This is a genomic window from Sinorhizobium sojae CCBAU 05684 (assembly GCF_002288525.1).
In the GTDB taxonomy this organism is placed as follows: domain Bacteria; phylum Pseudomonadota; class Alphaproteobacteria; order Rhizobiales; family Rhizobiaceae; genus Sinorhizobium; species Sinorhizobium sojae.
The window spans coordinates 2,911,661-2,933,084 of the sequence record NZ_CP023067.1 but is presented as its reverse complement, the minus strand read 5'-3'; the positions used below and the strand labels follow the sequence as shown (position 1 = coordinate 2,933,084).

Annotated in this window: 20 protein-coding genes; 16 read left to right on the top strand and 4 right to left on the bottom strand. The window is 61.1% G+C overall.

The features are described 5' to 3' along the window. Positions 1 to 279: 279 nt before the first annotated feature. Positions 280 to 837 carry an A24 family peptidase gene (locus SJ05684_RS14285; RefSeq protein WP_034855943.1) on the bottom strand — a complete coding sequence of 186 codons (558 nt, stop codon included), beginning with the start codon at positions 835 to 837 and terminating at the stop codon, positions 280 to 282. A 321-nt stretch (positions 838 to 1,158) separates the two neighbouring features. Between SJ05684_RS14285 and SJ05684_RS14280 the strand changes: the two genes are divergently transcribed. The 14 genes from SJ05684_RS14280 to SJ05684_RS14215 all read left to right on the top strand — a co-directional run bounded on the left by SJ05684_RS14280 (position 1,159) and on the right by SJ05684_RS14215 (position 14,872). Then, positions 1,159 to 1,374, top strand: coding sequence for a hypothetical protein (locus SJ05684_RS14280; RefSeq protein WP_083846178.1), 216 nt, complete (start codon positions 1,159 to 1,161; stop codon positions 1,372 to 1,374). Between the two features lie 109 nt (positions 1,375 to 1,483). Continuing rightward, positions 1,484 to 2,485 carry a Flp pilus assembly protein CpaB gene (cpaB, locus tag SJ05684_RS14275; RefSeq protein WP_034855941.1) on the top strand — a complete coding sequence of 334 codons (1,002 nt, stop codon included), beginning with the start codon at positions 1,484 to 1,486 and terminating at the stop codon, positions 2,483 to 2,485. A 57-nt stretch (positions 2,486 to 2,542) separates the two neighbouring features. Next, complete coding sequence (locus tag SJ05684_RS14270; protein WP_034855938.1) at positions 2,543 to 4,030, top strand: type II and III secretion system protein family protein; 1,488 nt, start codon at positions 2,543 to 2,545, stop codon at positions 4,028 to 4,030. After that, entirely contained in the window at positions 3,996 to 4,328 is a 333-nt protein-coding gene (locus SJ05684_RS14265; protein WP_034855966.1) for a pilus assembly protein, read from the top strand. The genes SJ05684_RS14270 and SJ05684_RS14265 overlap by 35 nt, the downstream gene beginning before the upstream one ends. Before the next feature lie 265 nt (positions 4,329 to 4,593). Beyond that, positions 4,594 to 6,195, top strand: a complete 1,602-nt coding sequence (locus SJ05684_RS14260) for a TadE/TadG family type IV pilus assembly protein (protein WP_034855929.1) — start codon at positions 4,594 to 4,596, stop codon at positions 6,193 to 6,195. Continuing rightward, the gene (locus SJ05684_RS14255; RefSeq protein WP_034855928.1) at positions 6,192 to 6,674 is read left to right on the top strand and encodes a TadE/TadG family type IV pilus assembly protein; all 483 of its coding nucleotides are present in this window, start codon (positions 6,192 to 6,194) and stop codon (positions 6,672 to 6,674) included. The genes SJ05684_RS14260 and SJ05684_RS14255 overlap by 4 nt, the downstream gene beginning before the upstream one ends. A 296-nt stretch (positions 6,675 to 6,970) precedes the next feature. Beyond that, on the top strand, positions 6,971 to 7,582 hold the full coding sequence (locus tag SJ05684_RS14250; RefSeq protein WP_034855965.1) for a TadE/TadG family type IV pilus assembly protein: 612 nt from the start codon (positions 6,971 to 6,973) through the stop codon (positions 7,580 to 7,582). Between the two features lie 27 nt (positions 7,583 to 7,609). After that, a complete protein-coding gene (locus tag SJ05684_RS14245; protein ID WP_034855926.1) occupies positions 7,610 to 8,752 on the top strand; it encodes a MinD/ParA family protein in 1,143 nt (380 codons plus the stop codon). Further along, a complete protein-coding gene (locus SJ05684_RS14240) occupies positions 8,749 to 9,342 on the top strand; it encodes a L,D-transpeptidase (RefSeq protein ID WP_083846177.1) in 594 nt (197 codons plus the stop codon). The genes SJ05684_RS14245 and SJ05684_RS14240 overlap by 4 nt, the downstream gene beginning before the upstream one ends. A gap of 65 nt (positions 9,343 to 9,407) precedes the next feature. Further along, positions 9,408 to 10,856 carry a TadA family conjugal transfer-associated ATPase gene (locus tag SJ05684_RS14235; protein ID WP_034855924.1) on the top strand — a complete coding sequence of 483 codons (1,449 nt, stop codon included), beginning with the start codon at positions 9,408 to 9,410 and terminating at the stop codon, positions 10,854 to 10,856. Then, on the top strand, positions 10,853 to 11,800 hold the full coding sequence (locus SJ05684_RS14230; protein ID WP_034855921.1) for a type II secretion system F family protein: 948 nt from the start codon (positions 10,853 to 10,855) through the stop codon (positions 11,798 to 11,800). Before SJ05684_RS14235 ends, SJ05684_RS14230 begins: the two co-directional genes overlap by 4 nt. Positions 11,801 to 11,809: 9 nt before the next feature. Next, positions 11,810 to 12,760 carry a type II secretion system F family protein gene (locus tag SJ05684_RS14225; protein ID WP_034855920.1) on the top strand — a complete coding sequence of 317 codons (951 nt, stop codon included), beginning with the start codon at positions 11,810 to 11,812 and terminating at the stop codon, positions 12,758 to 12,760. A 68-nt stretch (positions 12,761 to 12,828) separates the two neighbouring features. Then, positions 12,829 to 14,124, top strand: a complete 1,296-nt coding sequence (locus SJ05684_RS14220; RefSeq protein WP_034855917.1) for a DUF8689 domain-containing protein — start codon at positions 12,829 to 12,831, stop codon at positions 14,122 to 14,124. A 184-nt stretch (positions 14,125 to 14,308) separates the two neighbouring features. Beyond that, positions 14,309 to 14,872, top strand: coding sequence for a hypothetical protein (locus tag SJ05684_RS14215; RefSeq protein WP_034855915.1), 564 nt, complete (start codon positions 14,309 to 14,311; stop codon positions 14,870 to 14,872). A 314-nt stretch (positions 14,873 to 15,186) separates the two neighbouring features. On the opposite strand, the gene SJ05684_RS31180 is transcribed toward SJ05684_RS14215, so the two are convergent. After that, entirely contained in the window at positions 15,187 to 17,172 is a 1,986-nt protein-coding gene (locus SJ05684_RS31180; RefSeq protein WP_034855963.1) for a putative bifunctional diguanylate cyclase/phosphodiesterase, read from the bottom strand. 311 nt (positions 17,173 to 17,483) lie between these two features. On the opposite strand from SJ05684_RS31180, the gene SJ05684_RS14205 reads away from it, so the two are divergent. Then, positions 17,484 to 18,527 (top strand): class I SAM-dependent methyltransferase, encoded by a 1,044-nt coding sequence (locus SJ05684_RS14205; RefSeq protein WP_034855913.1) that lies wholly within the window; start codon positions 17,484 to 17,486, stop codon positions 18,525 to 18,527. A 112-nt stretch (positions 18,528 to 18,639) separates the two neighbouring features. Here the strand turns inward: SJ05684_RS14205 and SJ05684_RS14200 are convergent, their stop codons facing one another. Further along, complete coding sequence (locus SJ05684_RS14200) at positions 18,640 to 19,167, bottom strand: tetratricopeptide repeat protein (RefSeq protein ID WP_034855911.1); 528 nt, start codon at positions 19,165 to 19,167, stop codon at positions 18,640 to 18,642. Positions 19,168 to 19,530: 363 nt separating this feature from the next. Between SJ05684_RS14200 and SJ05684_RS14195 the strand changes: the two genes are divergently transcribed. Then, on the top strand, positions 19,531 to 20,028 hold the full coding sequence (locus tag SJ05684_RS14195) for a hypothetical protein (protein WP_034855909.1): 498 nt from the start codon (positions 19,531 to 19,533) through the stop codon (positions 20,026 to 20,028). 29 nt (positions 20,029 to 20,057) lie between these two features. Here the strand turns inward: SJ05684_RS14195 and SJ05684_RS14190 are convergent, their stop codons facing one another. Next, positions 20,058 to 21,296 carry a tetratricopeptide repeat protein gene (locus SJ05684_RS14190; protein WP_034855908.1) on the bottom strand — a complete coding sequence of 413 codons (1,239 nt, stop codon included), beginning with the start codon at positions 21,294 to 21,296 and terminating at the stop codon, positions 20,058 to 20,060. Between the last annotated feature and the right edge of the window lie 128 nt (positions 21,297 to 21,424).

Genomic DNA, 21,424 nt, shown 5'->3' with positions numbered 1-21,424 from the left:
CGGAAAGAGCGGCTGAGAAAACATCCGGCAAACTGTCCCTGCGATGCTATCCCAAGGACCTGCCCTTCTCCCTTCACCACGGCGCTTGACCCGTTCTCCCGACACCCTCGCGCTTGCCTTTTTCGCCTGTCATCATCGGCCTTGACCCGTTCTCTCGTCACCGTGCGTGCCTTCTTGCCCGTCATCCTCGGGCTTGACCCGAGGATCCATGCACAAGCCACAGAGCAACCGAAGGGAGGTCGCCGACATTCCCGCTTCGCCGGAACCTGCCGCAGCCCTTTACGCCCCGGCCGGCCGCAACGCCATCACGGCCAGCGCGGCGGCGACCATGATGACGCCGTAGGGGATCTTACGGGTGGTGCGGATCTCCTGGAGGCGCATGACGACGGCATAGTGGGCGAATTGAAGCGGCATCGGCAGGCGCAAGGCCAGCATGGTGAGCACGCCGCCGATCAGCAGGAAGATTGAGAAGGGCAGCATGCCGTGCCAGCCGATGAGAAGTCCAATCGGCAGGAAGAGCTTGGCGTCGCCGGCGCCGAAGAGGCGGAAGCACCAGAGGGTGAAGCCAAGCGTGAAGAGCAGGAGGCCGGCGGCGAGATCGCCGCCGATGCCGGCAAAGGAGAAGAGCGTGGCGCCGAGATCCTGCTCCATCAGCAATCCCAGCGCGCCGCCGGTTTCTTTCGCCGCCAGGAGCCGCAGCGTGGCATCGAGCGCGTAGACGACGATCAGCGCCAGCACGGTGCCGTTCGGGATTTTCCAGAGGCGGAAATCGCTCCAGGCGGCATAGAGGAGAAGGAAGACGGAGGCGATGGTTATAATGTTGATGCTTGCGATCATCTTAATCGAGGCCCCTCGGTGCGGTCGAAACGGATTATCTTCAAATCGTTTTTCGATAATTTCTAATCCATTCGGGTTATAAAGGCGTAAAGTCACTAATCACCATGTAATAATCGTACGACTAATTCCAATTCGAAATGGGTTATCTTTATGTTCCATTTTAACCATAAGATAGAGATGCCGTAAATGGCTACATCTTAGAGGTTGACTAAGTAGTAGTTAACGGTTTATTAATCGTACCCATCGACGAGGTGGTCTCGACGATGGCGCGGGCCGGGGGAAATTGCGGTCACGCGAAGTATATTTTGAAAGGATTTCTCGATGAAAGCTGTAATGTCTACGGTACGCGCTTTCGCGCGGGAAGAAGATGGCGTCGCGCTGACTGAATATCTGATCCTGCTTGGGCTTCTTGTGGGTGGCGTTGTTGGCACCGTAATTATTGCCGGCGGAAACCTGAATACCGCATGGGCTTCTTGGGGCGGTTTTTGGACTCAAACCGGTTGCCAAACAAACTGCGGCACTCCTGCGACGCCGTAAGAATTGCTCGGTATCCTCGCGATGACATTGCTGAGAGGGGTTTTTCGACCCCTCTCCCATATTTTAACAATTGTCGAAATGTATTTCGATCACGTATGGAGTATCGGCGATGCGCTCCTCGACGGTTCTAAGTCTTTCAATTGCCATTTTACTTGCCGGTGCGGCGGTCTTTGGGACGCGTACCTATCTCGCCGATCAGCAGGCGCGGCTTGCGGCCGCAAGTGCCCCCAAGGTCGAGGAGAAAACGCTTGTCGTCGCCGCCAAGCCCATGCGCTTCGGCGACCGGGTACTGCCGGAAAACCTCAAGACCATTCCTTGGTCCTCTCTGGAAAGGCCAGATGGCTCGTTCGAAACGCTGGAGGCGGTCCTCGGCGACGAAACAAAGCCGCGCTATGCCATGGAGGCGATCGATCCCGGCGAGCCTGTTCTGACCTCAAAGATTACCGGCGCCGGCGAGCGGGCGACGCTTTCGGCCGCGCTTGATCAGCGGATGAAGGCCATTTCCATTCGCGTCAACGACGTGCTGGGCGTTGCCGGTTTCGTGCGGCCCTCGGACCGTGTCGACGTTCTGCTGACGCGTGTCGTTCGCAATCAGCAGAACAACAATGAGCAGACCTTTGTCGACGTGCTGCTCCAGGGCGTGAAAGTGCTGGCCGTGGATCAAACTGCGGATGAGCGCAAGGACGAGCCTTCCGTCGTCAAGACCGTGACCTTCGAGGTGACGACCGACGAGGCACAGCGGTTGACGCTCGGGGCGAGCATCGGCACGCTGTCGCTTGCGTTGCGCAACATCGCCTCCTCGGACGTGGAGCAGACCCGGCCGATCACGGTCGCCGATCTCGGCGGCGGGCTAGTTTCGAACGAGCTCGCCACTAAAACAGACGACGGGCGATTCGATACGATCGAGAAGCTGGTCCAGAAGGTCGGCGACGAACTCGGCAGCCGGATCGACTCCGTCGAAGGCAAAATGAAACAACCTGTTAAAGAAAAGCAGTTACAAATTGTGGAACGTAAGGTAGAACCGGACTTGCCGATTCAGCCGAAATGGGCGACGGTCGGCGTCTGGAACACGACGAAGCGCGAAGAGGTGCGAGTCGGTTTGATCCAGTGAGATGGGCTTGCCGCAGGGGCTTTAGCGGCCGAACGAGGAGCGGAGGCAGAAGCGGGGATGTTGAGGGGAAAGAACAAGGGGGCGATGCGCGCCAGGGCCCTCGCGGCGACAGCCGCGGCAGCGATCGCCTTCGGGAGCTGGGGAACCGGCTTCGTCGGCCCGGCCGACGCCCAGGAAGAATATATCAACCTCACGGGCTCGGTCGAACAGGTGACCTTGCCGCCGAACGACACGGTCACCATCCGGACGAGCAAGGCGTTTGGCGACCTGGTGATCGGCAGCGCGGAACTGATCGACGTCGTGCCGCTTTCCGACCAATCGCTCTTCATCCGCGGCAAGGCCCTGGGCGCCACCAATATCTCTATCTATGACGACAACAAGCAGCTGATCGGCGTCATCGACGTCCGCATCGCCAGCGATTTCAGCGAAGTGGCGTCGGCGGTCCGGGCCGCGGCGCCCTCGTCCAGAGTGCAGGTCTTCAACTCCAACAACCGCATCCGGTTGGCGGGTACGGTGCGCGATTCGGTAGAGCTGCAGCGCGTCGTCGAGATCGCCCAGTCCTATTCCGAGCAGCCGGTCATGAACCAGCTCCGCGTTGCCGAATCGCAGCAGGTGATGCTGGAGGTACGAATCATCGAGGCCTCGCGCCAGACCGGCCGCGACCTCGGCATCGGTTGGTCCGGGCAGGGCCGCAACGGCATCGGCAAGGCGACCACTAGCCAGGGTATCGCTGTAGATGACGGCAGCCTCGTGCGTACGTTGGGCGATGCCGCCGGTGCCGCAACGGGCATGCAGCCCTTCGGGCAGTTGATCGCCAAGGTGCTGGAGATTTCCGGCGGCCAGATCGACATCGTCATCAATGCGCTGGAGCAAAAAGGCCTGGTGCGTCGCCTGGCGCAGCCGAACCTGATTGCGCTCAGCGGCGAGACCGCGAGTTTCCATGCCGGCGGCGAAGTGCCGATCCTGTCGACGGTCGCCAATGGTGCGACGGTTGCAACCGAGACGGACTACCGCCCCTTCGGCGTACGGCTCAGCTTCACCCCGGTAGTGCTTGACGATGGCCTCATCAGCTTGAAAGTCCAGCCGGAGGTTTCTGAACTCGATACGTCCATCAGCGTCAACGGAAATCCGGGCTTCATCTCACGGGCGGCTAACACTACGGTGGCGCTCCGCGACGGCCAGAGCTTCGCTATGGCGGGCCTTCTGCAGTCGGTGAATTCCAAGGATGTCCAGCAATTGCCGTGGCTGGGGCAGGTTCCCGTCATCGGCGCGCTGTTTCGGTCGACGAGCTTCCTGAAGCGGGAATCGGACCTCGTCATCGTCGTGACCCCGCATATCGTGCGGCCAGCGCGCCCGGGCGAGGATCTCTACAGCCCGCTCGAGCAGACGCGCTCATCGAATGACGCGGAGCTATTCGCGCTCGGCATTCTCGAAGTGGACAAGGACATGCTGCGCCGCTTTCGTCACGGCGAAGGCGTGAAGGGCCCCTATGGCCACCGTCTCGATCTGGATGTGGGAGGCCAAGTTGCCGTTGCAAAGAAATAAGCGCCTTCTCCTGGTTCTGGCGGCAACGGGCCTGCTTTCGGGCTGCGCCGATTACCTGAACCATCGCGATTCGATCACCTTCGGGCTCGGCAATGCGGTGGAGGCCAATAAGGGCATCCACATCCAGGAGCCTTTCCCGCGGGTGGCGCAGAACACCAATATTCCGAGTGACGGCAAGGTCATCAATCGGGCGATGCGCACCTATCAGGGCGGCGGGCAGACGAGCGCGCCACCGCCGGCAGCGGTGATCCTGCCGATGGCCACGCCGCCGAATGGAACCAATTCCGCCGCCCAGTAAAGGGCGGCCCGAAACATGAACAGCGGCAATAGTGCCGCTGGAATGTGAAGTGAAATACTAGGCTTCTCTCGATCCTCGGCCGAAACGGTCGAGATCGGGTGATCCGAAAACAGATTTTATAAGTTCAGACGCGGGATGCGGGCGGATAACCGCTGATATTTTTGAAGATTCCGCCCTTGTATTAAGCCTGTGTCGTCCCGAGCACTTCGCTTCTGGCGACAGCTAAGCCGTGGCGGATATTCCGCCGCGATCCGAGGAGCATGCCATGTTGAGTAAGGCAATCAGACGCTTCCTGGACGACAACCGTGGCTACGTCATCGCCTTGACGCTGATTTCCATGCCGCTTCTGCTCGGCTTTTCGCTGATGGTCATCGATGTCGGGCGCACGGGCAATCTCCACACCGACCTGCAGAATGCCGTCGATGCCATGGCGCTTGCCGGCGCCCGCGAGCTCGACGGCCGCGACGACGCGATCGACCGGGCCAATGCGGCAATCGAGACGCTTGCCAACAGCGCCGCCTTCGGTGGCGGCGGCACCGGCATGTCGCTCGGCTCGCATATCACGGTGACCTATGATGCGGGAAACGACGCCGGGAGCACGGTGACGGTCCATTACCTCAAGAGCATTCCGGCGGACGACGATACGGATTTCGATCCTACCAGCTCGACCTACATGGCCACCGGCCCAAACGATGCTTCCTACGCCTATGTAATTGCCAAGCCTCAGGCGATGACCACGATCTTTCCAATCCCCGTCGGCTTCAATCGGGATACGATAAACGTTGCCGCCGAGGCCATAGCGGTCTATCGGGCCAGCGCCTGCAACGTGACGCCGATCTATATCTGCAATCCGTATGAGAACGCCTCCGGCACCAACAACGAAGAGGCGGAAGAACTGCTGCACACGAATTTTGCCGCGGGCAACCTCTACGGCGTGCAGATCGAGCTTCACAGTACTGCCTCCAGCTCACCCGGCCCCGGCAATTTCGGCTTTCTCTCGACCTATGGCAATGGCGCGAATGTGCTCGCTGAAGCCCTGGCGACCGGCGCCCCGGGTGTGTGCTACAAGCAGGATGCTTTGGAAACCAAGACGGGCGCCAATGCCGGCCCCGTGGAGGCGGGCCTGAATACACGCTTCGGCCTTTATGGCGGCTCGTTCAAGAGCGCGAGCAATGATGGCCGCTATCGACCGGCGCGCAATGTTCGCTCGGCGCAGACGCAGACGGGCGGCGCCAACAAGATCTGCAGCGACTATGATCCGGTGATGTCCGGCAGCACCGTAGGCGATATCAACCTGGCCGTGCCGCTCGGCTATGGGGCGTCGATGAGCCCGCTTGCCGGCGGCAAGATAAGCACCGGCAACAATTGGCAATATAACACTTACTGGAATGTTGCGCATGGCACAGGCGTTCCTTCGACCAGCGATATCCTGAGCAATCATTCCAGCTATCCGTCGCCAACAGGGTCGCCGTCGCAGCCTTCAGCCTATGACGTCTATCGCTACGAGCTCAACGATCCGACTCTGCTCAACCATGCTTCCAACAGTGGCGAAAAGGGCGCCCCCCTGACCGGCGGGCAATGCTACTCCGGGCCGGACCTGTCGAACTACAGCGATGGCGACTACGGCGATCGCCGGGAAATCTTTGCGGCCGTGGTGAACTGCAAGCATGAATACAATGCCGGTCGCTTGACGGGGCATAGCACCGATACGCGCGCAATCGCCTTCGCCCGCATGTTCGCGACGAAGCCGGCAATCAAGCAGAGTAGCGAGCGCTATCTGTCGCTCGAAATGATCGACATCACCGGCAAGGGCGGGCGCGGCACGCTTGACGAGTTCCTGCGGGAAGAAGCGGAGTTGGTACGATGAGGGCGTTCAAACATCTTCTTGAGTACCGGCCCAATTGCACATTCTGGCGGAAGGAAGAGGGTGCCGTGCTCACTGAGGCGCTGGTTGCGGTGCCGTTCGTAACGCTTTTTGCTGTCGGCATTCTCGAATTCGGCAACCTAATGTGGGAGCGGATGCAGATCGATGCCGGCCTGCGCGATGCCGGCCGCTATCTCTCCCGCTGTCGTCCGTCTTCGCCGACCTATACCGCCACCTGCACCGAGGCGACGGCGAAAACGATCGCCTACTACGGCACGCAGGCGCCGGCGGCGGGCGCGGTGCTGCGGGTCCCAGGATGGGGCCCGGGTCTGGGCGATATCACCGTCACGCCGGTTAGCGCCGACGGCACGATCACGCTCGCGACCGCGCATCTTTACGAAGCCTCGCCGCTCTTCGGCTGGCTCGGCATCGGCGCCATCACCATCAGCGTCTCGCATGAAGAGAGGTATATGGGATGGTAACCGAACGGATACATGAACAGCCGTTGGGCGATCTGGTGGAGCAGGGCGCTCCGCTGGCCGGCAGCGCGTCCACCCCTCCCTCATTCCTGCGCTCGTCACAGGAAACCAGCGGCGCCGCGTCGGCGGCACTGAAGAAGCAATATCGGGGTTGGGCACGCGTTGGTTTCGGCGTCGAGTCGGAGAGGGTCAATCACGGTGCGGACGCACTGTGGCTGGATCCCTGTGACGAGCACAGGGATGAGGGTGGCGCGAATTCCGCGACAACGTCCGGCGGATCGGCCTCGCCTGCTCGGAAGATCGGATTCCGCCAGGACGAGAGCGGCGTCGCACTTTCCGAGGCGCTGATCACGTTTCCCATCGTGCTCCTGGTCTTTGCCGCCTTCATCGAATTCGGCTACGCGATGTCGCAATGGAACCAGACGGTTAAGGCGCTGCAATATGGCGCGCGATTGGCGGCCGTATCCGATCCGCTGGTGAGCCAGGCGGCTTTTGACGCCGCATTTCCAATGGGCGCTGCGAATCCGTTGAACAACGGGGGCGCGACGCCGAACGATGCGTCGATCTCCGTGAGTTGCGGCCCCGGCTATGCGGCTTGTGATGCCGCTCGACTGAGTCGGATCGTGCGCGGAAGCGACGGCGTCTGCGGCACGGCGGGCGATCCGCGGCCCGGCATCTGCGATATCAACTGGCGCATTCAGCCGGCGAACCTGGTCGTCACCTACCAGCGTTCCGGGCTCGGCTATTGGGGCCGCCCCGAGGGGGCGGTGCTAACCATGCGGTTCGAGGTTCGCAACATCACCTTCGACCTTCCGCTTCTCGGCGGTCTGCTGGGGCTCGACGACATTACCGTGCCCGCCCATCCGGTGACGATCACGACTGAAGACCTGAGAACGTGCTCAACCTGCTAAACCTTTGATAATGCGTGGGGAAGCGAGATGACAGCCCATATGAACTTCGTAGCGACCACCAAGATCCTCGTCCTTTCCGACGATGCCGCGGCTGCGAGCTTCATGCTCGACACCTTCGGATCGCTGTCGCGCTACGACGTCCGCCACATGGCGCTGAGGGCGCTCGGAGAAAAGGGTCGTTTCGATCTGGCCGTGTTCCACATGATCGTGCTCGATGTCGACAATGGCGAGGTGCTGCAGCAGCCGGAGCTCTTCTCCTTCCGCGCCAATCACCGCAGCATCCCGCTCGTCGTCGTTTCCGAGGAGCTGACGGACGAGCGGATGCGGTTGCTTATCCGCCTCAATGGCAGCGACTGGCTGAAGAAGCCGCTCGACCGCCGGGCGCTGATCGACATGATCTCGACCCATACGCCGACTGCGGGCGCGACCGGCAGCCGCGTGCATGCGGTCGTCTCGGCCGTCGGCGGGGCAGGGGCGAGTGTGATCGCCTCCTCGCTTGCCCATGTGCTGGCGCAGCCGACGAAAACCGGCACGCCGCGTGTCGATCTCTTCGACATGGATTTTTCCTCCGGGTCGCTCGGCTATTATCTGAACCTCGTCAACGACTATGACCTGATGCCGGTCATCGCGAATCCCACGCGCGTCGACCTCGAATTCATCGATCTCGTGCGCAAGCGCCATTCGAGCGGCTTTTCGCTTCTCTCCTTCAAGCAGCCATCGGTCCTCTGGTCGCCGAAGGGCGCGGAACTGGTGCTGCGCATGCTGGACGTCGCAGCCTTCGAAAGCGACGAGACGGTGATCGACATGCCGTATTACAGTACGCCATGGAAGGACGACGTGCTGCGATCGGTCAACAGCGTCACGATCGTCACCGAGATGACCATCCCCGCGCTGCACCAGGCGCGGGACCTCTTCCTGCATCTGACGCGGCTGCGCGGCAGCCCGGCCTCGATCTTTCTCGTCGTCAACAAATATCGCAGCCGGCTCTTCAGCCTCGGCGTCAGCCGCAAGCAGATCGACCAGGTGTTCAAGGACATTCACGCCCATATCGTCGCCTATGACTGGGAGACGTTGCGCGAGGCGCTCGACCGCGGCGTGCTGCCGGTCGAGGTCAACGCGCGCTCGCGCTTCTGCAGCGCGGTCGGCAAGCTCGGAGCATTGGTGAAATGAAGGCAGGGGGACAGGACATCGGCAAGCGGCAGGCGGGAACGGCGTGGCAGCGATTGGCGGGCGCCCTACTGGTGCTGATCCCGCTTACCCTTCCCGCGATCGCCAAAGCGGCGAGCGCGCGGGTGCCGCGCAATCTCGGCCAGACGACGGCGACCGTGGTGAACGCCGCCCAGGCCCACCCGGCCGGCACGATCGTGATCAAGAGCGACGAGCGGACTCTCGACCTTGTCCTCTCCGGCAAGAGTGCGCTTCGCTACCGCATCGGCGTCGGCCGCGACGGTTTCCGCTGGACGGGCGTCGTCAGGATCGGCCGCAAGGCGGAATGGCCCGATTGGCGCCCGCCGGCGGAGATGAAACTGCGCTCGCCGGAACTGCCCGATCTCGTACCGGCGGGCCCGTTCAATCCCATGGGCGCGCGCGGGCTCTATCTCTACCGCGGCGGGGCGGACACGCTCTACCGCATCCACGGAACCAACGAACAATCGACCGTCGGCGAATTCGCCTCCTCCGGCTGTTTCCGGATGAGCAATGCCGATGTGATCGATCTCTACAACCGGGTGAAGCTGGGGGCGACGGTGGTGGTGAAGTAGGGAGGCAGGCCAGAGGGGGTGAGCGGCACCCGCAGAGTAACGAGTGTGTGTAAGGAGTAAGGCTGATGGCGAATGGGTTCATAGGACGCTTTTACAAGCAGCCGCCGCAGGAGAGGGCCGAGGGCGGTCCGGTCGTCGAATTTCCCTCAGGCGGGGCGGCGGTGTTTGCGGCCGCGCCGGTGGCGGCAGTCGCCGAGGCGACAAGCGAAGAGCAGTCGCCGCTTGGCCTTGACATGGTCTCCGAAAGGGTGAACCTCCATCGTCACCTGCTCGATCATATCAATCTCGGCATTCTCGACTCGCTCGATACCGAAGAGATCGCGGCGGAGATCCGGCCGCTGGTCAAGGACTATATCCGCCGCAACAACTCAGCCCTGAATGCCAAGGAAATCAACGATCTTGTTCGCGACATCACCGACGAGATGCTGGGCCTCGGGCCGATTGAGCCGTTGCTGGCGGACGAGAGCGTCGCCGACATTCTCATCAACGGCTACAAAAACGTCTATGTAGAGCGGAAGGGCGTGCTCGAAAGCACGGCCGTGCGCTTCAAGGACGAGGACCACCTGCTGCGGGTGATCAACAAGATCGTCTCGGCGGTCGGCCGCCGCGTCGACGAGTCGACGCCGATGGTCGACGCCCGCCTCAAGGACGGCTCGCGCGTCAACGTCGCGATCCGGCCGATTTCGATCGACGGCCCGCTGGTTTCGATCCGCAAGTTCACCCGCAAGCCGCTGACCATGGAGCGCCTCGTCGAATTCGGCGCCATGGCGGAGGAGATGCGCATCCTCTTGAGCGCCGCCGTCAAGGGGCGGGTGTCGATGGTCATCTCCGGCGGTACAGGCTCGGGCAAGACGACGCTGCTCAACGCGCTCTCCTCGCAGATCTCGCCGAAGGAGCGGCTGATCACTATCGAGGACGCGGCGGAACTGCAATTGCAGCAGCCGCATGTGGGCCGTATGGAGACCCGGCCGCCAACGCTCGACGGCCGCAACGAGATCCGCCAGCGCGAGCTTCTGAAAAACGCGCTGCGCATGCGGCCGGACCGCATCATCGTCGGCGAAGTGCGCGGCGAAGAGGCCTTCGACATGCTGCAGGCGATGAACACCGGCCATGAAGGCTCGATGACGACCATCCACGCCAACACCCCGCGCGATGCGGTGAGCCGCCTCGAGCAGATGGTGGGCATGGCCGGCATGCCGATGACCCCGCAAAGCGTCCGTTCGCAGATCGCCTCGGCGATTACGCTCATCGTCCAGGTGCAGCGCTTGAGCGACGGCAGCCGCAAGCTCGTTTCCGTCTCCGAGATCACCGGCATGGAGGGCGAGGTCGTGCAGATGCAGGAGATCATGCGCTTCAAGAAGACCGGCACCGACGAGAACGGCCGGATCGTCGGCGAATTCCGCGCCTCGGGCCTGAGACCGCGCTTCGTCGAGGAATTCGCCGAAGTCGGCATCGTCGTGCCGCAGTCGATCTTCGAGCCCGGCAAGCCGTTGCAGACGGGAGGCAAGAAATGACGCTCCTGCTCCTTTACGGCGCCGTCTTCGTCGCGGCGCTGATTTCCGCCGAAGCGCTGCTGCGCGGCTACTTCCGGACCTCCGAACGCAGCAAGGCGGTCAACCATCGCCTGAGCCTGCTCGCCGGCAATGAAAACCACCGCGAGATCTACCGCGATATGCTGAAGGAACGCGGCGCCGAATGGCGTTCGCTCCCGCTGATGCAGCGGCTGCGCCAATACTACGTGCAGTCCGGTATCAAGTTCGACGGCAAACGCTTCACGCTCTATGGTGTCGCAGGCGCGCTTGCCGTCTGGCTTGTCGTGCAGTTCTTCGTGCCGACCAACCTGGTCCGCATTCCGGTCTTTCTTGCGATCTGCCTGCTCATCCCTGTCATCGTTATCTGGCGGGCTCGGGCGACCCGCATGCGCAAGTTCGCGGAAAAGCTGCCCGAGGCGCTCGACGTCGCGACGCGCAGCCTTGCGGCCGGGCATCCGCTGCCCGCGGCGATTTCGCTGGTCGCGCGCGAAATGCCGGATCCGATCGGCAGCGAGTTCGGCCTCCTTTCGGACGAACTGACCTATGGCGTGACGCTCGACGATGCGCTGATCAACCTCAATGATCGGGTGGGGGTCGAGGATCTCAACCTGCTGGCGATCTCGCTCAGTGTCCAGGCCGGCACCGGCGGCAATCTGGTCGAGATCCTGCAGAACCTCTCCAAGACCCTGCGGGACCGCTTCATGCTGAAGGCGAAGGTCAAGGCAATTTCGGCGGAGGGGCGCTTCACCGCGATCTTCATGTCAGTCTATCCGTTTCTTCTCTACAGCATGATCAAGGCGCTGTCGCCGGCTTATTTCGACCCGGTCTGGAACAGCGGCTACGGCTCGATCATCGTCACGAGCCTGCTGATCGTGATGGCGATCGGCAATGTCATTCTCTACAAGATGGTCAACTTTGAGTATTGAGGTGCCGCCATGTGGAACGAGTACGGCATTTACCTCGTCGTCTTCTTCTCGGTTCTGATCTTTTCCGCAGCCGCATCGGAGGTTGTCTTCCGTCGCCGCGAGGTCGGCGTCCGCCTCTCCGAGGCGCGTGCCAGGGCACACGGTGACGAATTTCACGTCGGCGAGGCCGCGATCGACGAGCTCGGCGAGGCGGAAAACCGGCTGATCCGCCGCTATTTCGAGATCACCCGGCGCGACACCAACGCCAATTCGACGCAGAACCGACTGATCCGCGCCGGCTATTTCAGCGCCAATGCGGTCACGACCTTCCAGATGATCCGCGCGATCGCCTGTATGGGCGTACTGGTCGCAACCGTCTGGGCTCTGAACCGCTTCGTGCCGGAAACGTCCAGACTGATGACGCTCCTCATCGCGATGTTCGCCGCCGGCGCGACTTTCATCCTGGTGAATATCTATATCGACCGGCGAGGCGACGCGAAGGAGCGGGAGTATCGCCGCCTCTTTCCCGATTTCATGGACATGCTGATCGTCTGCCTCGACGCGGGCATGAGCCTCGAGGCGGCGGCAAACCGCGTCGCGCGGGAATTCGTCAGCAAGAGACAGGATTTCGGCCTGCATCTGTCGATCATGATGCTCGAGGTACGCGGCGGCCGAAGACTGCGCGAGGCGCTTGCCAATCTTGCGGCGCGGCTCCGGATCGACGAGGCGCGCGCGCTTTCGGTGCTGTTCCGGCAATCGGAGGAACTTGGCACGAGCGTCACCCAGACGCTCAGGGTCTATAGCAAGGAGATGCGGGATCTTCGCATCGTGCGGGCGGAGGAAAAGGCCAATGCCCTACCGATCAAGATGCTGCTGCCGCTCGGAGCTTTCCTGTTCCCGGTCAGCCTCGTCATCGTGCTCGTTCCCATCGTCATCCGCGTCATCAGCTTGCTCGTCGGCATGACGGCGCCCGGCGGTTAGAGCGGGATCGAGGAAAGTGTGTGCGGGTTCCGCCCGCATGCCGCTCCAAATTGGTAGAGGAGGTTCCCATGCATTCGCTCGACGAAGTTCGTGAAGATTTCGCCGCCACGCTCGATCCCCGGATGCCGCTGGCGCCGATGAGCATCGAGGAAACCGGGCTCGAACTGTCGTTCCTGCTGCGGCTCACGGCGAAATGCGCGACCGAACAGGACACGGTGACGCCGTCGCATCTGGCCGAGCGCATGAAGCTCTCCAAGGCGGTCGTCAATCTCCTGATCAAGGAACTCACCAAGCTTGCTTACTTCGAGGCGCGCGGGCTGGCGGGAGAGGACGTCAGATCCGACATCCGCTACGCGCTCTCATCGAAGGGTGTCGAATATGCGCAAGCCGCCTTGCGGCAGTCGAGCTACGTAGGGCCGGCGCCGGTCTCTCTCGATGCCTTCTGCCGCCAGCTCGGGCTGCAGACGATCCATCACGAACGGGTGACACCGGAGGTCCTGACCAACGCCCTTGATGGGCTCGTGCTTTCGCCGTCGCTGATCGCGAAGCTTGGGCCGGCGATGAATTCCGGGCAATCGATCCTGCTTTACGGACCACCCGGCAACGGCAAGACGAGCATCGCCGAAAGGTCCGCGCGCCTCTTCCGGCAGACGATCTTCGTGCCCTATGCCATCGAGGTCGGCGGCTACGTCATCAGCTTCCATGACGAGGCGGTGCATCAAACGGTTACGGGAGCAAAGCCCTATTCCAAGGCCGACCGGCGTTGGGTCGAATGTAAACGGCCGGTGATCAAGACCGGTGGCGAGCTGACGCTCGATCTCCTCGACCTGACCCTGGGTGAGGGCTCGAATGTCTATGAGGCGCCGATCCACCTCAAGGCCTCCGGCGGCATCTTCATCATCGACGACTTCGGGCGCCAGCAGGTCCTGCCGCAGGCGCTGATCAATCGCTGGATCGTGCCGCTCGAGCGCGGCTACGATTTCCTGACGCTGCATACGGGCAAGAAGTTCAAGGTTCCCTTCGACGAGCTCGTGGTTTTCTCCACCAATATCGCGCCGCGGGATCTTTCCGACGAGGCGGGCCTGCGGCGGCTGAAATACAAGATCTTCGTCAACACGCCATCCCGGGAGGACTATTTCCAGATCTTCGAAGCCTATTCGCACAGCGTCGACGTGGAGCTTTGCCCACGCGACCTAGAATTGTTCTACGATCATCGTTACAGTGGCGAATCGATGGCGTCCTGTTACCATCCGAAGTACCTGCTCGATTTCATCGGGTCCTATTGCGAATTCAATGGAGTGCGGAAGGTTGCGTCGCTGGAGTTGCTGGAACGGGCCTGGGAAGGGGTATTCACGTCGGATTGAGACGTGAATGATGCCTCTCCGCCCTGGACGGCGCCGGGATATGTTCGAGGGCTTCGGCCTGCTAAAGCGCGTCGCGATCAAACGTACTCGTTCGACGCGCTTTAGGTCTATGTTTTTGTGCATGTCGTTGCCCCAAAACCGCTGCGCACTTTTGGGCGACATGCATTAGCGGCGGAGTGAGGCTATGGTCAGCTTGGCGAATGTCGATGTGGAACTCGATGGCGTGCGGCGCGAACGGGCTGCGGAAGAGCCCGCCCGTTCCCGCTTCGCGCCCTTCATCGCGCTCGCGGTGGTGTTTCTGCCGTTGAATGCCGGGATGCTGCTCTATACGGCCAAGAATGCCGCGGATGTGCGCGAAAGCCGGGAGGCTCTCGCCGCGGTCAAGCGTTCGATCGACGGGCTGAAACTGCAGATCGAGAAGCAGGGGCGGCATGTCGTACAAGGTGCCAAGGCCGACGAGCTTGCGATCATCCGTCAACAATTGGAAGGGCTGCGAAAGGAGATCGCGGAATTCGATGGCGGCGTGCGCGTCTCGGCGCCGGCCTCTAGCGGCTCCGTTATCCTGAGCGCGCCAGGCAAGGGGGTCACGCAACGCCTCGCGCCTTCGTTCGGGGCTCCGGCCGGTGGACCGGATGTGGCGGAAGGCTCTCCGCCGGCTGAAACCGACGGTACGTCGATCGCCGACCTGCCGCGCTACGAGCGCTCGATCTCTCCCGAAGGCAAGCTCATTCTCCGCAAGGTGCAGTAGAGTGGGATGCGGGCGGAAAACCGCGCACACTTTTCCTCATCCCGCTCGACGGTCTGTTGAGGTTCCTGCATGGGATCACTGCCGGTGCCCCTCGCTCTTCGGTCATCCTCGGGCTTGACCCGAGGATCCAAGCACTAACCTCCCCTAAAGTTCGAAGGACAGCCTACCCAATCCGGACAGGACCATGCGGGGACGGTGCTTACGATTGGATCCTCGGGTCAAGCCCGAGGATGACGACGTAGGAGGAGTAGTCGACATTCCGGCTACGCCTAAATATGCAGCAGCCCGATCATAGACGCAGTACTGCGTCAAGCTCAGGCTCGGGTCAGATGGGCGCCTGCGGTGGCCTTCAGCCGGAGATTTTCCGCCGGCGCCGGGCGGCCCACATGGAAGCCCTGGACCTGGTCTATGCGGAACTGCCGCATGAGCCCCATTTGGTCCTCGGTTTCCACCCCTTCGACGAGAATCTTGTGGCCGCGATTTCGCACGAGACCGATAATATCCCTCAACATCGCCTTGCCCTTCGGAGTGTCGCAATCGTGAAGGAACGAACGGTCGATCTTCACCGTGTCGAAATCGATCAGCCGCAGCCATGACAGGCCGGCGAAGCCGGTGCCGAAGTCGTCGAGCCAGATACGGACGCCCAATGTCTTGAGGTCGCTGATGCATCGCAAGACGTCCGAATGCATCTCCATCTCCAGCCCCTCGGTGATTTCGAGCGCCAGCCGGGCGCCGGCGACTCCCGTTTCACCAAGAATGGCCGCGACGGAAGCGGCGAAGCCGGGCGATTTAAGCTGGATGGGCGAGACGTTGACGCTAACCACCGGAACGCGATCGTCCGACAGGATTTCGCGGCAGACGGTCCTAATCGCCCAACGCCCGAGCTCCAGGATGACGCCGGTGCGTTCCGCGATCGGGATGAAAAGGCCGGGCGGGACCGCGGTGCCATCGAGCATTTTCAGCCGCATCAACGCCTCGACGGCGTCGATTCTGCCCGATGCGACATTGCGGATCGGCTGGTAGACCATCGAGACGAGGTCCTGGTCGGTCGCGATCTTGAGCAGGGCCGCGATGTTCTCGCTCTCGTCACTGGTCAGGGGATCGCTCGGGTCGAAAAGCTTTGCGCAATTGCGGCCGCTCGCCTTGGCGCTGTAGAGCGCGCGATCGGCCTCATGGATAAGCCTCTCGAGCTTCGAACCCGTCTGGTTTCGAGTGAAGGCGGCGCCGACGCTGACGGTGACCACGGCCGTGCCGTCGCGCCGTTCCTGATGCGGCAGGGCCAGGTTTTCGACGTTGCGGCGTATGGCTTCGGCGAGCTCGGCGGCCTCTTCGCTTGATTGCATATGCGCAAGGACGATGAACTCCTCACCGCCGTAACGGCCGATGGAGCCGTTGCAAGCCTCTATCGATTCCTTGAGGGCATTGGCAACCAGGACCAGGCAGCGATCGCCTTCCTGGTGGCCGTAGAAATCATTGTATTTCTTGAAGAAATCGACATCGATGAGGATTGCGGCGAAGCTCTTTCCGCGCCTCTGCCAGTCTCCCCAATAGTCCCGCAGCGTCTGGTCCACGGCGCGGCGATTGTTGAGGCCGGTCAGCGAATCGGTGTGCGACAGCCGCAGCAGCGCCCTTCCGCGCTCGGACGCCTCCTTGTGCTGGATTCTCGCCTCGATGGCATTGAGAAAGACCTTGTAGCGCTCCCTGTTGAGCTTCCAGTTCACGTAGGAAGTAAAGATGAAACAGGAGACGTTGAAGGTGCCGAATGCAAGCCGGTAGGAAACCTCCGCCGGGGGGAAAGATAAAACTGCGGCAAAGAAGATCAGCAGAATCGTTATCGATGCGAGCAGGGACAGTCGAAACTTGAAGCTGAAGAACAGGTTGACGCTCATCATGAAGATGGCGCCGAAGACCATATAATAGGAGATGCTTTCGGTATCCGACGTCATCATCGCCGGATAGAGCCATCCGGCATAGGCGACCACCAGTGCGGCTGCGGCGGTGCAATCGATCGAATTCGCGGTGGCATTCAGGCGGACCTGTATTTCCAGGATGAAGAGCGCCACAACCGAAATCGTGAAACGCGCCGCGATCGTCATAGCCGCGACGTCCGGCACCAGCAGTATATCCGTCACTGAGAACAGCAGATACACGGCAACCGCGGTCCAGAGTCCCTTTCTGGTCGCCTGTATGCGCGTACCTTCGCCTTCCTCGTCATAGAGGGCGAGCAATTCGGTTGAAGCCGGTCTCGGCGGGTCATTGTCGAGATCGACTTCAGTGATGTCGGTCAACGTGTGCTTCATGCACCGATCCATTGCTTTGAGTCGCTCCATCGGAGCTAAGGTTCTCTTCCTACAGTTGACGTCACCTCAGACGTTTCAGTCCGCCGTCCGCATGGGAAACCACTGCGCATAGGGCAACATTATTCGGCACAATAGTACGGGTCGATTAAGTTTTGCTGAATTCGACCAAGTTCAAATGCTTTTTCATCGGCGTAGCAAAACGGATCAGTCCGATCGTTTGTTAACCATATTCTATGAAAGCTTTAAGTACGGCTGGCGCCCCTTTCAAACTTGAGCATACTGTTAACAAGCTATTAACGGATGAGTTTCGCGTGACCCAATTCAAGATTGTCTTCGACGGCGAAAGCCTTATCACCCCAGAGTCCATCACAACCGAACTGTCTCCCGCCAAAACGGCTCAACACGAGAAGCAACTCGAAACCGCCAAGGCCGAGCTCGCGCTCGTGCTGTCGATCGCGCGGCAGCAGATCGAAGGCGGGCGGGAACCGGCCGCCATCATTCACCAGCTCATCGGCGCGCTTCACGGAATGCGCGGCAAATTCGATCCGAGCGTCTGGCAAGAGCTCGTGCCGTTGGTGCAAAATCATCCGCTCGCGGATTTCTTCCACGAGGATCCGTTCACGCGTTGGTCCTTCGAGAAACCGCGCGGCTATTCCGGCGACGCGCAGCTGATCGACTTCATCTATGGCCATCCGAGCACCTCGGAGGCGATCGAGAAGGCGTCGCCGCTCGGTCGCGCCCTTTATGAGTACACCAGCAACGCGCCGTCCTCGGTTGCGGTTCGCGAAAGGCGCGATCTCCTGACCCGGCATGTCGATGCGTTGGCGAGCGAGCGGGGTGGCGAGACAGAGGTCCTCACGCTCGCCGCCGGCCATCTGCGCGAGGCAGACCGCTCGGTCGCCCTGAGCGAGGGACGGATAAAGCGCTGGGTGGCGCTTGATCAGGATCCCTTGAGCGTCGGCTCTATCGCGCGCGACTTCAACGGAACCTGCATCGAAGCGATCGACGGGTCCGTTCGCGGTCTCCTCACCAGGGGCTATGATCTGGGCCAGTTCGACTTCGTCTATGCTGCCGGTCTCTATGACTATCTCGCCGATAAGGTGGCGGTGAAGCTGACGCAGAAGTGCCTGGAAATGTTGAAGCCCAACGGGATCTTCCTGTTCGCCAATTTCGCAGACGAGATCAGCGACGACGGCTACATGGAAACGTTCATGAACTGGGCACTGCTACTGCGTTCGGAAAGCGATATGTGGAAGATCATCAATGCGAGCGTCGACCGCAACACGATCGACGCGCGTGTGGAATTTGGTGAAAATCGCAACATCATCTACGGCATTCTGCAAAAGCGCCCGTGACGACGCGGAAGGCTCGCTCTTACTGCATGTCTTCTTAAAATCGACATCGATTCAAGAAGACATGCAGCCGTTGAGCAAACGGCCGTCGACGGTAATCCGATGCCGGCAGCCGTCAGCGCTGAGCGTATTTCACGCTGTTCTTCATCAATTCAAGGTTGGTCGCGGTCGTCTCGTTTGCGGGATCGAGCTCGTAGGCCTTCAGGAAGTAGCGACGCGCTTTGGGCAGGTCGCCGCGTAGAAGATGAGAGTAGCCCAGGTTGTTGTAATAGACCGGGGTGTTGCCGATCATCTTTGCGAGCTGCACATAGGCCCGGTCTGCCGTGTCGAACCGGGCGATCATGTCCGCGGAGGCGGCAAAGCCGAGCCAGGCGGCTGGATCCTGAGGGAACACCGCGACCGCGCGCTTGTAGATGGAGTAGGACTTGCCATAGTTCTTTTCCTTGAACTGCAGCTTGCCCTTCGTGATCAGCTCATCGTTCTTGTAAAAGGCGACCGCCGAGTCGTCCTCCAGCGTCTTGGCGCTATCGCCAAATGCCGCTACGTCGTCGAAAGCGGCGGATTGGCACCCCGCCAGGACAATTCCGACGGCCAGCAGCGTCGTAATACATGCGATCCGTGATCCAACTTGCAATGCGATCATACCTACCCCCAAACTTACGGGTGCATCCTAGCCAAGCAAGTGCTGCTTCTCACGAAAATTCATCCCGAAGAAAAGCTAACAAATGAAGAATTGGGCAGGCGCGTAGCATTAAAGAGACACATTTGTTTGTCTCGCATAGCCGTTTCCACTGGAATTTCACGGGGGAAGTGGCTCGTGAAGAGCGAATCGGTCAGTCTGGGAAATGGCCAAGGTGCTTTGGCCGTGCATTGCAAGGAACGGTGGTAAGCTCCGCTTAAGCGCCGGCTCGTATGATGCAGCAATTCCACAGCGAGCTTGCGTGATCAGGGGCGCGCGGCGCTGTCGTCGAAAGGTCCGCCTTCAACCGAAAAGGAAGCATGTCCAATGCGCTCCCGGGTTCTCACTTTCGTTCGGCTCGGACCGTCTTTTGCCTATGCATTGGCCGCGGCTCTTCTCCTGAGCATGCTTCTGTTGGCGCGGTTTCCGTCGAGCGCGATGGTCTGGTCGCTCTATATGACGATCCTTCCGGCGGTGCGCGAGCCCGCCTTCCTGCTCCTGGATAGTGTCGGCATCGTAGCGGCCGTGGCGGCGCTGCTGATTGCCGCAGCGGTGGGGGTCCCCCTTGCCGTCCGGCCGGAGTTTTATGTGAGAACCCGTTTCATTCACGCGCATGTCGCGCTGGTCGCGTCGATGTTCGGCGTGGTGCGGGCGTCGAGCGCGCAGGCCGGGCTTTCCGGCCTCTCGCTTCCGCAGCTTCTGCGCGGCGATTGGTCCTTGCTACCCATGTCGAATCCAGCGCTTTGGATCGCGCTCTTTCTGCTGCTGGCCGGCGCTTGCCTGTCGTCGCATGCCGGCATCATCGGCCGCATTCGACGTCGGTGAATATGTTTCGATCCGTACCGATGCACCGGTCAGTGCTTCAGTCTTGAGCCGATACGTCCGTAAAGCGAAGCGGCCCTCGCATGCAGATGCGTCGATATTCCCCGGGGCAGTGAAGGCCTAAGAAGCGGCATGGCGAGCCCGAGCGGAGTCGCGCTTGCCGCGGCGGGGGGAGGGCGGCTGGCCTCTTCCGCTCCTTGCGGCGCTTGGCATTCGGCCTGCGGCCTTTGTGATTCTGCCAGTGTGCTCAGGTGCCATAGGGCCTCGCGCGATTTCGCTTTACACCGCATGTGATCCGGATCATCAGACACGATGTCTTCGAAGCTCTCGAAGGCGGCGACCGCCGCCTCTCTCAGACCCGCGGCCAGGAGGCATACGGCCAGCTTGTAGCGGACCACGCCGAGGTGCGGGTGGCGAGCGAGCAGGTTCTCGAAGGTTTCGCTCGCATCTCGATAGAGCGCCTGCGCCATCTGCGTGTCCCCGAGCCGATGCAGGATTCTGTCGACCTGCGGCATGACGGAAAGCAGTCCGCGATAGATCTGCTCCGCCTCGGCATAATCGCCCCGGTCGCAGCACAGTTGCCCCAGCGCGTAGCGGACGTGGATATGCCGGGGCGCCGATCGGGCCACTTGACGGTAGGCCGCCTCCGCCCGGTCTAGATCTCCGCAGGCGTGCAGGTCCATGGCGGAATCGAAGACCAAATCGATGCTGCGGCGGTTGAGGCAGCCGCGCAGATTTCGGCCGCTGCGCGTGCTTATAAGCACGCTTCGGCAGCGATCGCCTTGGCTCAGGCGCCGGCCTTCGACACGGCCGGCGTCTTCGCAGAGAAAACGCTCGGTGGCGAAGGCTCGCAGCAATCGCTCGAGCCGCGGGGAGACGGGTTCGAGGCATTCCAATTTCATGCGCGCCCAGTTCTCCTTGCCGATGCAACCGGCAAAGGCGTCCACTGCTTCGCTCTCGAGCTGCGGCGTGCAGAGCAGGCCGGTGCGCCCGGTACCGCAATTCCCGACCATCTGGATTTCGTCACAGAAATGCCCGTTGCTCTCGTCGAGATAGGTCTTCACTTCAAGAGGCAGGAATGCGCAATATCCTTCGTTGGTTTTCTCACTGCCCAGTGCGAGGACGGACCATCGCAGCGCACGCGAAACGTGTTTGTGGAGCCGTTCCCAGGACAGTCCAGCGTGGGCCTCGGGATCAGCGTGATATACGTTCTCCCAGTTCCCGCGAATATTTTCGAAGTCTTCAATCCGTTCAATAATATCTACTCTCATCGCTCAGCCCCGATGAAATATAATAAAATAAAATTCGATTATACGACGCCAGCCTCGATTATTGAAGATAGCTACTTAAGGTAGAGGTGTGATGTGAAATGGAGTTATCATGCCTTGTGATTAAGACA

Coding starts and splice junctions, on each gene's coding strand:
- SJ05684_RS14285 (WP_034855943.1), bottom strand. CDS start 837: ATGATCGCAAGCATCAACATTATAACCATCGCCTCCGTCTTCCTTCTC.
- SJ05684_RS14280 (WP_083846178.1), top strand. CDS start 1,159: ATGAAAGCTGTAATGTCTACGGTACGCGCTTTCGCGCGGGAAGAAGAT.
- cpaB (WP_034855941.1), top strand. CDS start 1,484: ATGCGCTCCTCGACGGTTCTAAGTCTTTCAATTGCCATTTTACTTGCC.
- SJ05684_RS14270 (WP_034855938.1), top strand. CDS start 2,543: ATGTTGAGGGGAAAGAACAAGGGGGCGATGCGCGCCAGGGCCCTCGCG.
- SJ05684_RS14265 (WP_034855966.1), top strand. CDS start 3,996: ATGTGGGAGGCCAAGTTGCCGTTGCAAAGAAATAAGCGCCTTCTCCTG.
- SJ05684_RS14260 (WP_034855929.1), top strand. CDS start 4,594: ATGTTGAGTAAGGCAATCAGACGCTTCCTGGACGACAACCGTGGCTAC.
- SJ05684_RS14255 (WP_034855928.1), top strand. CDS start 6,192: ATGAGGGCGTTCAAACATCTTCTTGAGTACCGGCCCAATTGCACATTC.
- SJ05684_RS14245 (WP_034855926.1), top strand. CDS start 7,610: ATGACAGCCCATATGAACTTCGTAGCGACCACCAAGATCCTCGTCCTT.
- SJ05684_RS14240 (WP_083846177.1), top strand. CDS start 8,749: ATGAAGGCAGGGGGACAGGACATCGGCAAGCGGCAGGCGGGAACGGCG.
- SJ05684_RS14235 (WP_034855924.1), top strand. CDS start 9,408: ATGGCGAATGGGTTCATAGGACGCTTTTACAAGCAGCCGCCGCAGGAG.
- SJ05684_RS14230 (WP_034855921.1), top strand. CDS start 10,853: ATGACGCTCCTGCTCCTTTACGGCGCCGTCTTCGTCGCGGCGCTGATT.
- SJ05684_RS14225 (WP_034855920.1), top strand. CDS start 11,810: ATGTGGAACGAGTACGGCATTTACCTCGTCGTCTTCTTCTCGGTTCTG.
- SJ05684_RS14220 (WP_034855917.1), top strand. CDS start 12,829: ATGCATTCGCTCGACGAAGTTCGTGAAGATTTCGCCGCCACGCTCGAT.
- SJ05684_RS14215 (WP_034855915.1), top strand. CDS start 14,309: ATGGTCAGCTTGGCGAATGTCGATGTGGAACTCGATGGCGTGCGGCGC.
- SJ05684_RS31180 (WP_034855963.1), bottom strand. CDS start 17,172: ATGAAGCACACGTTGACCGACATCACTGAAGTCGATCTCGACAATGAC.
- SJ05684_RS14200 (WP_034855911.1), bottom strand. CDS start 19,167: ATGATCGCATTGCAAGTTGGATCACGGATCGCATGTATTACGACGCTG.
- SJ05684_RS14195 (WP_034855909.1), top strand. CDS start 19,531: ATGCGCTCCCGGGTTCTCACTTTCGTTCGGCTCGGACCGTCTTTTGCC.
- SJ05684_RS14190 (WP_034855908.1), bottom strand. CDS start 21,296: ATGAGAGTAGATATTATTGAACGGATTGAAGACTTCGAAAATATTCGC.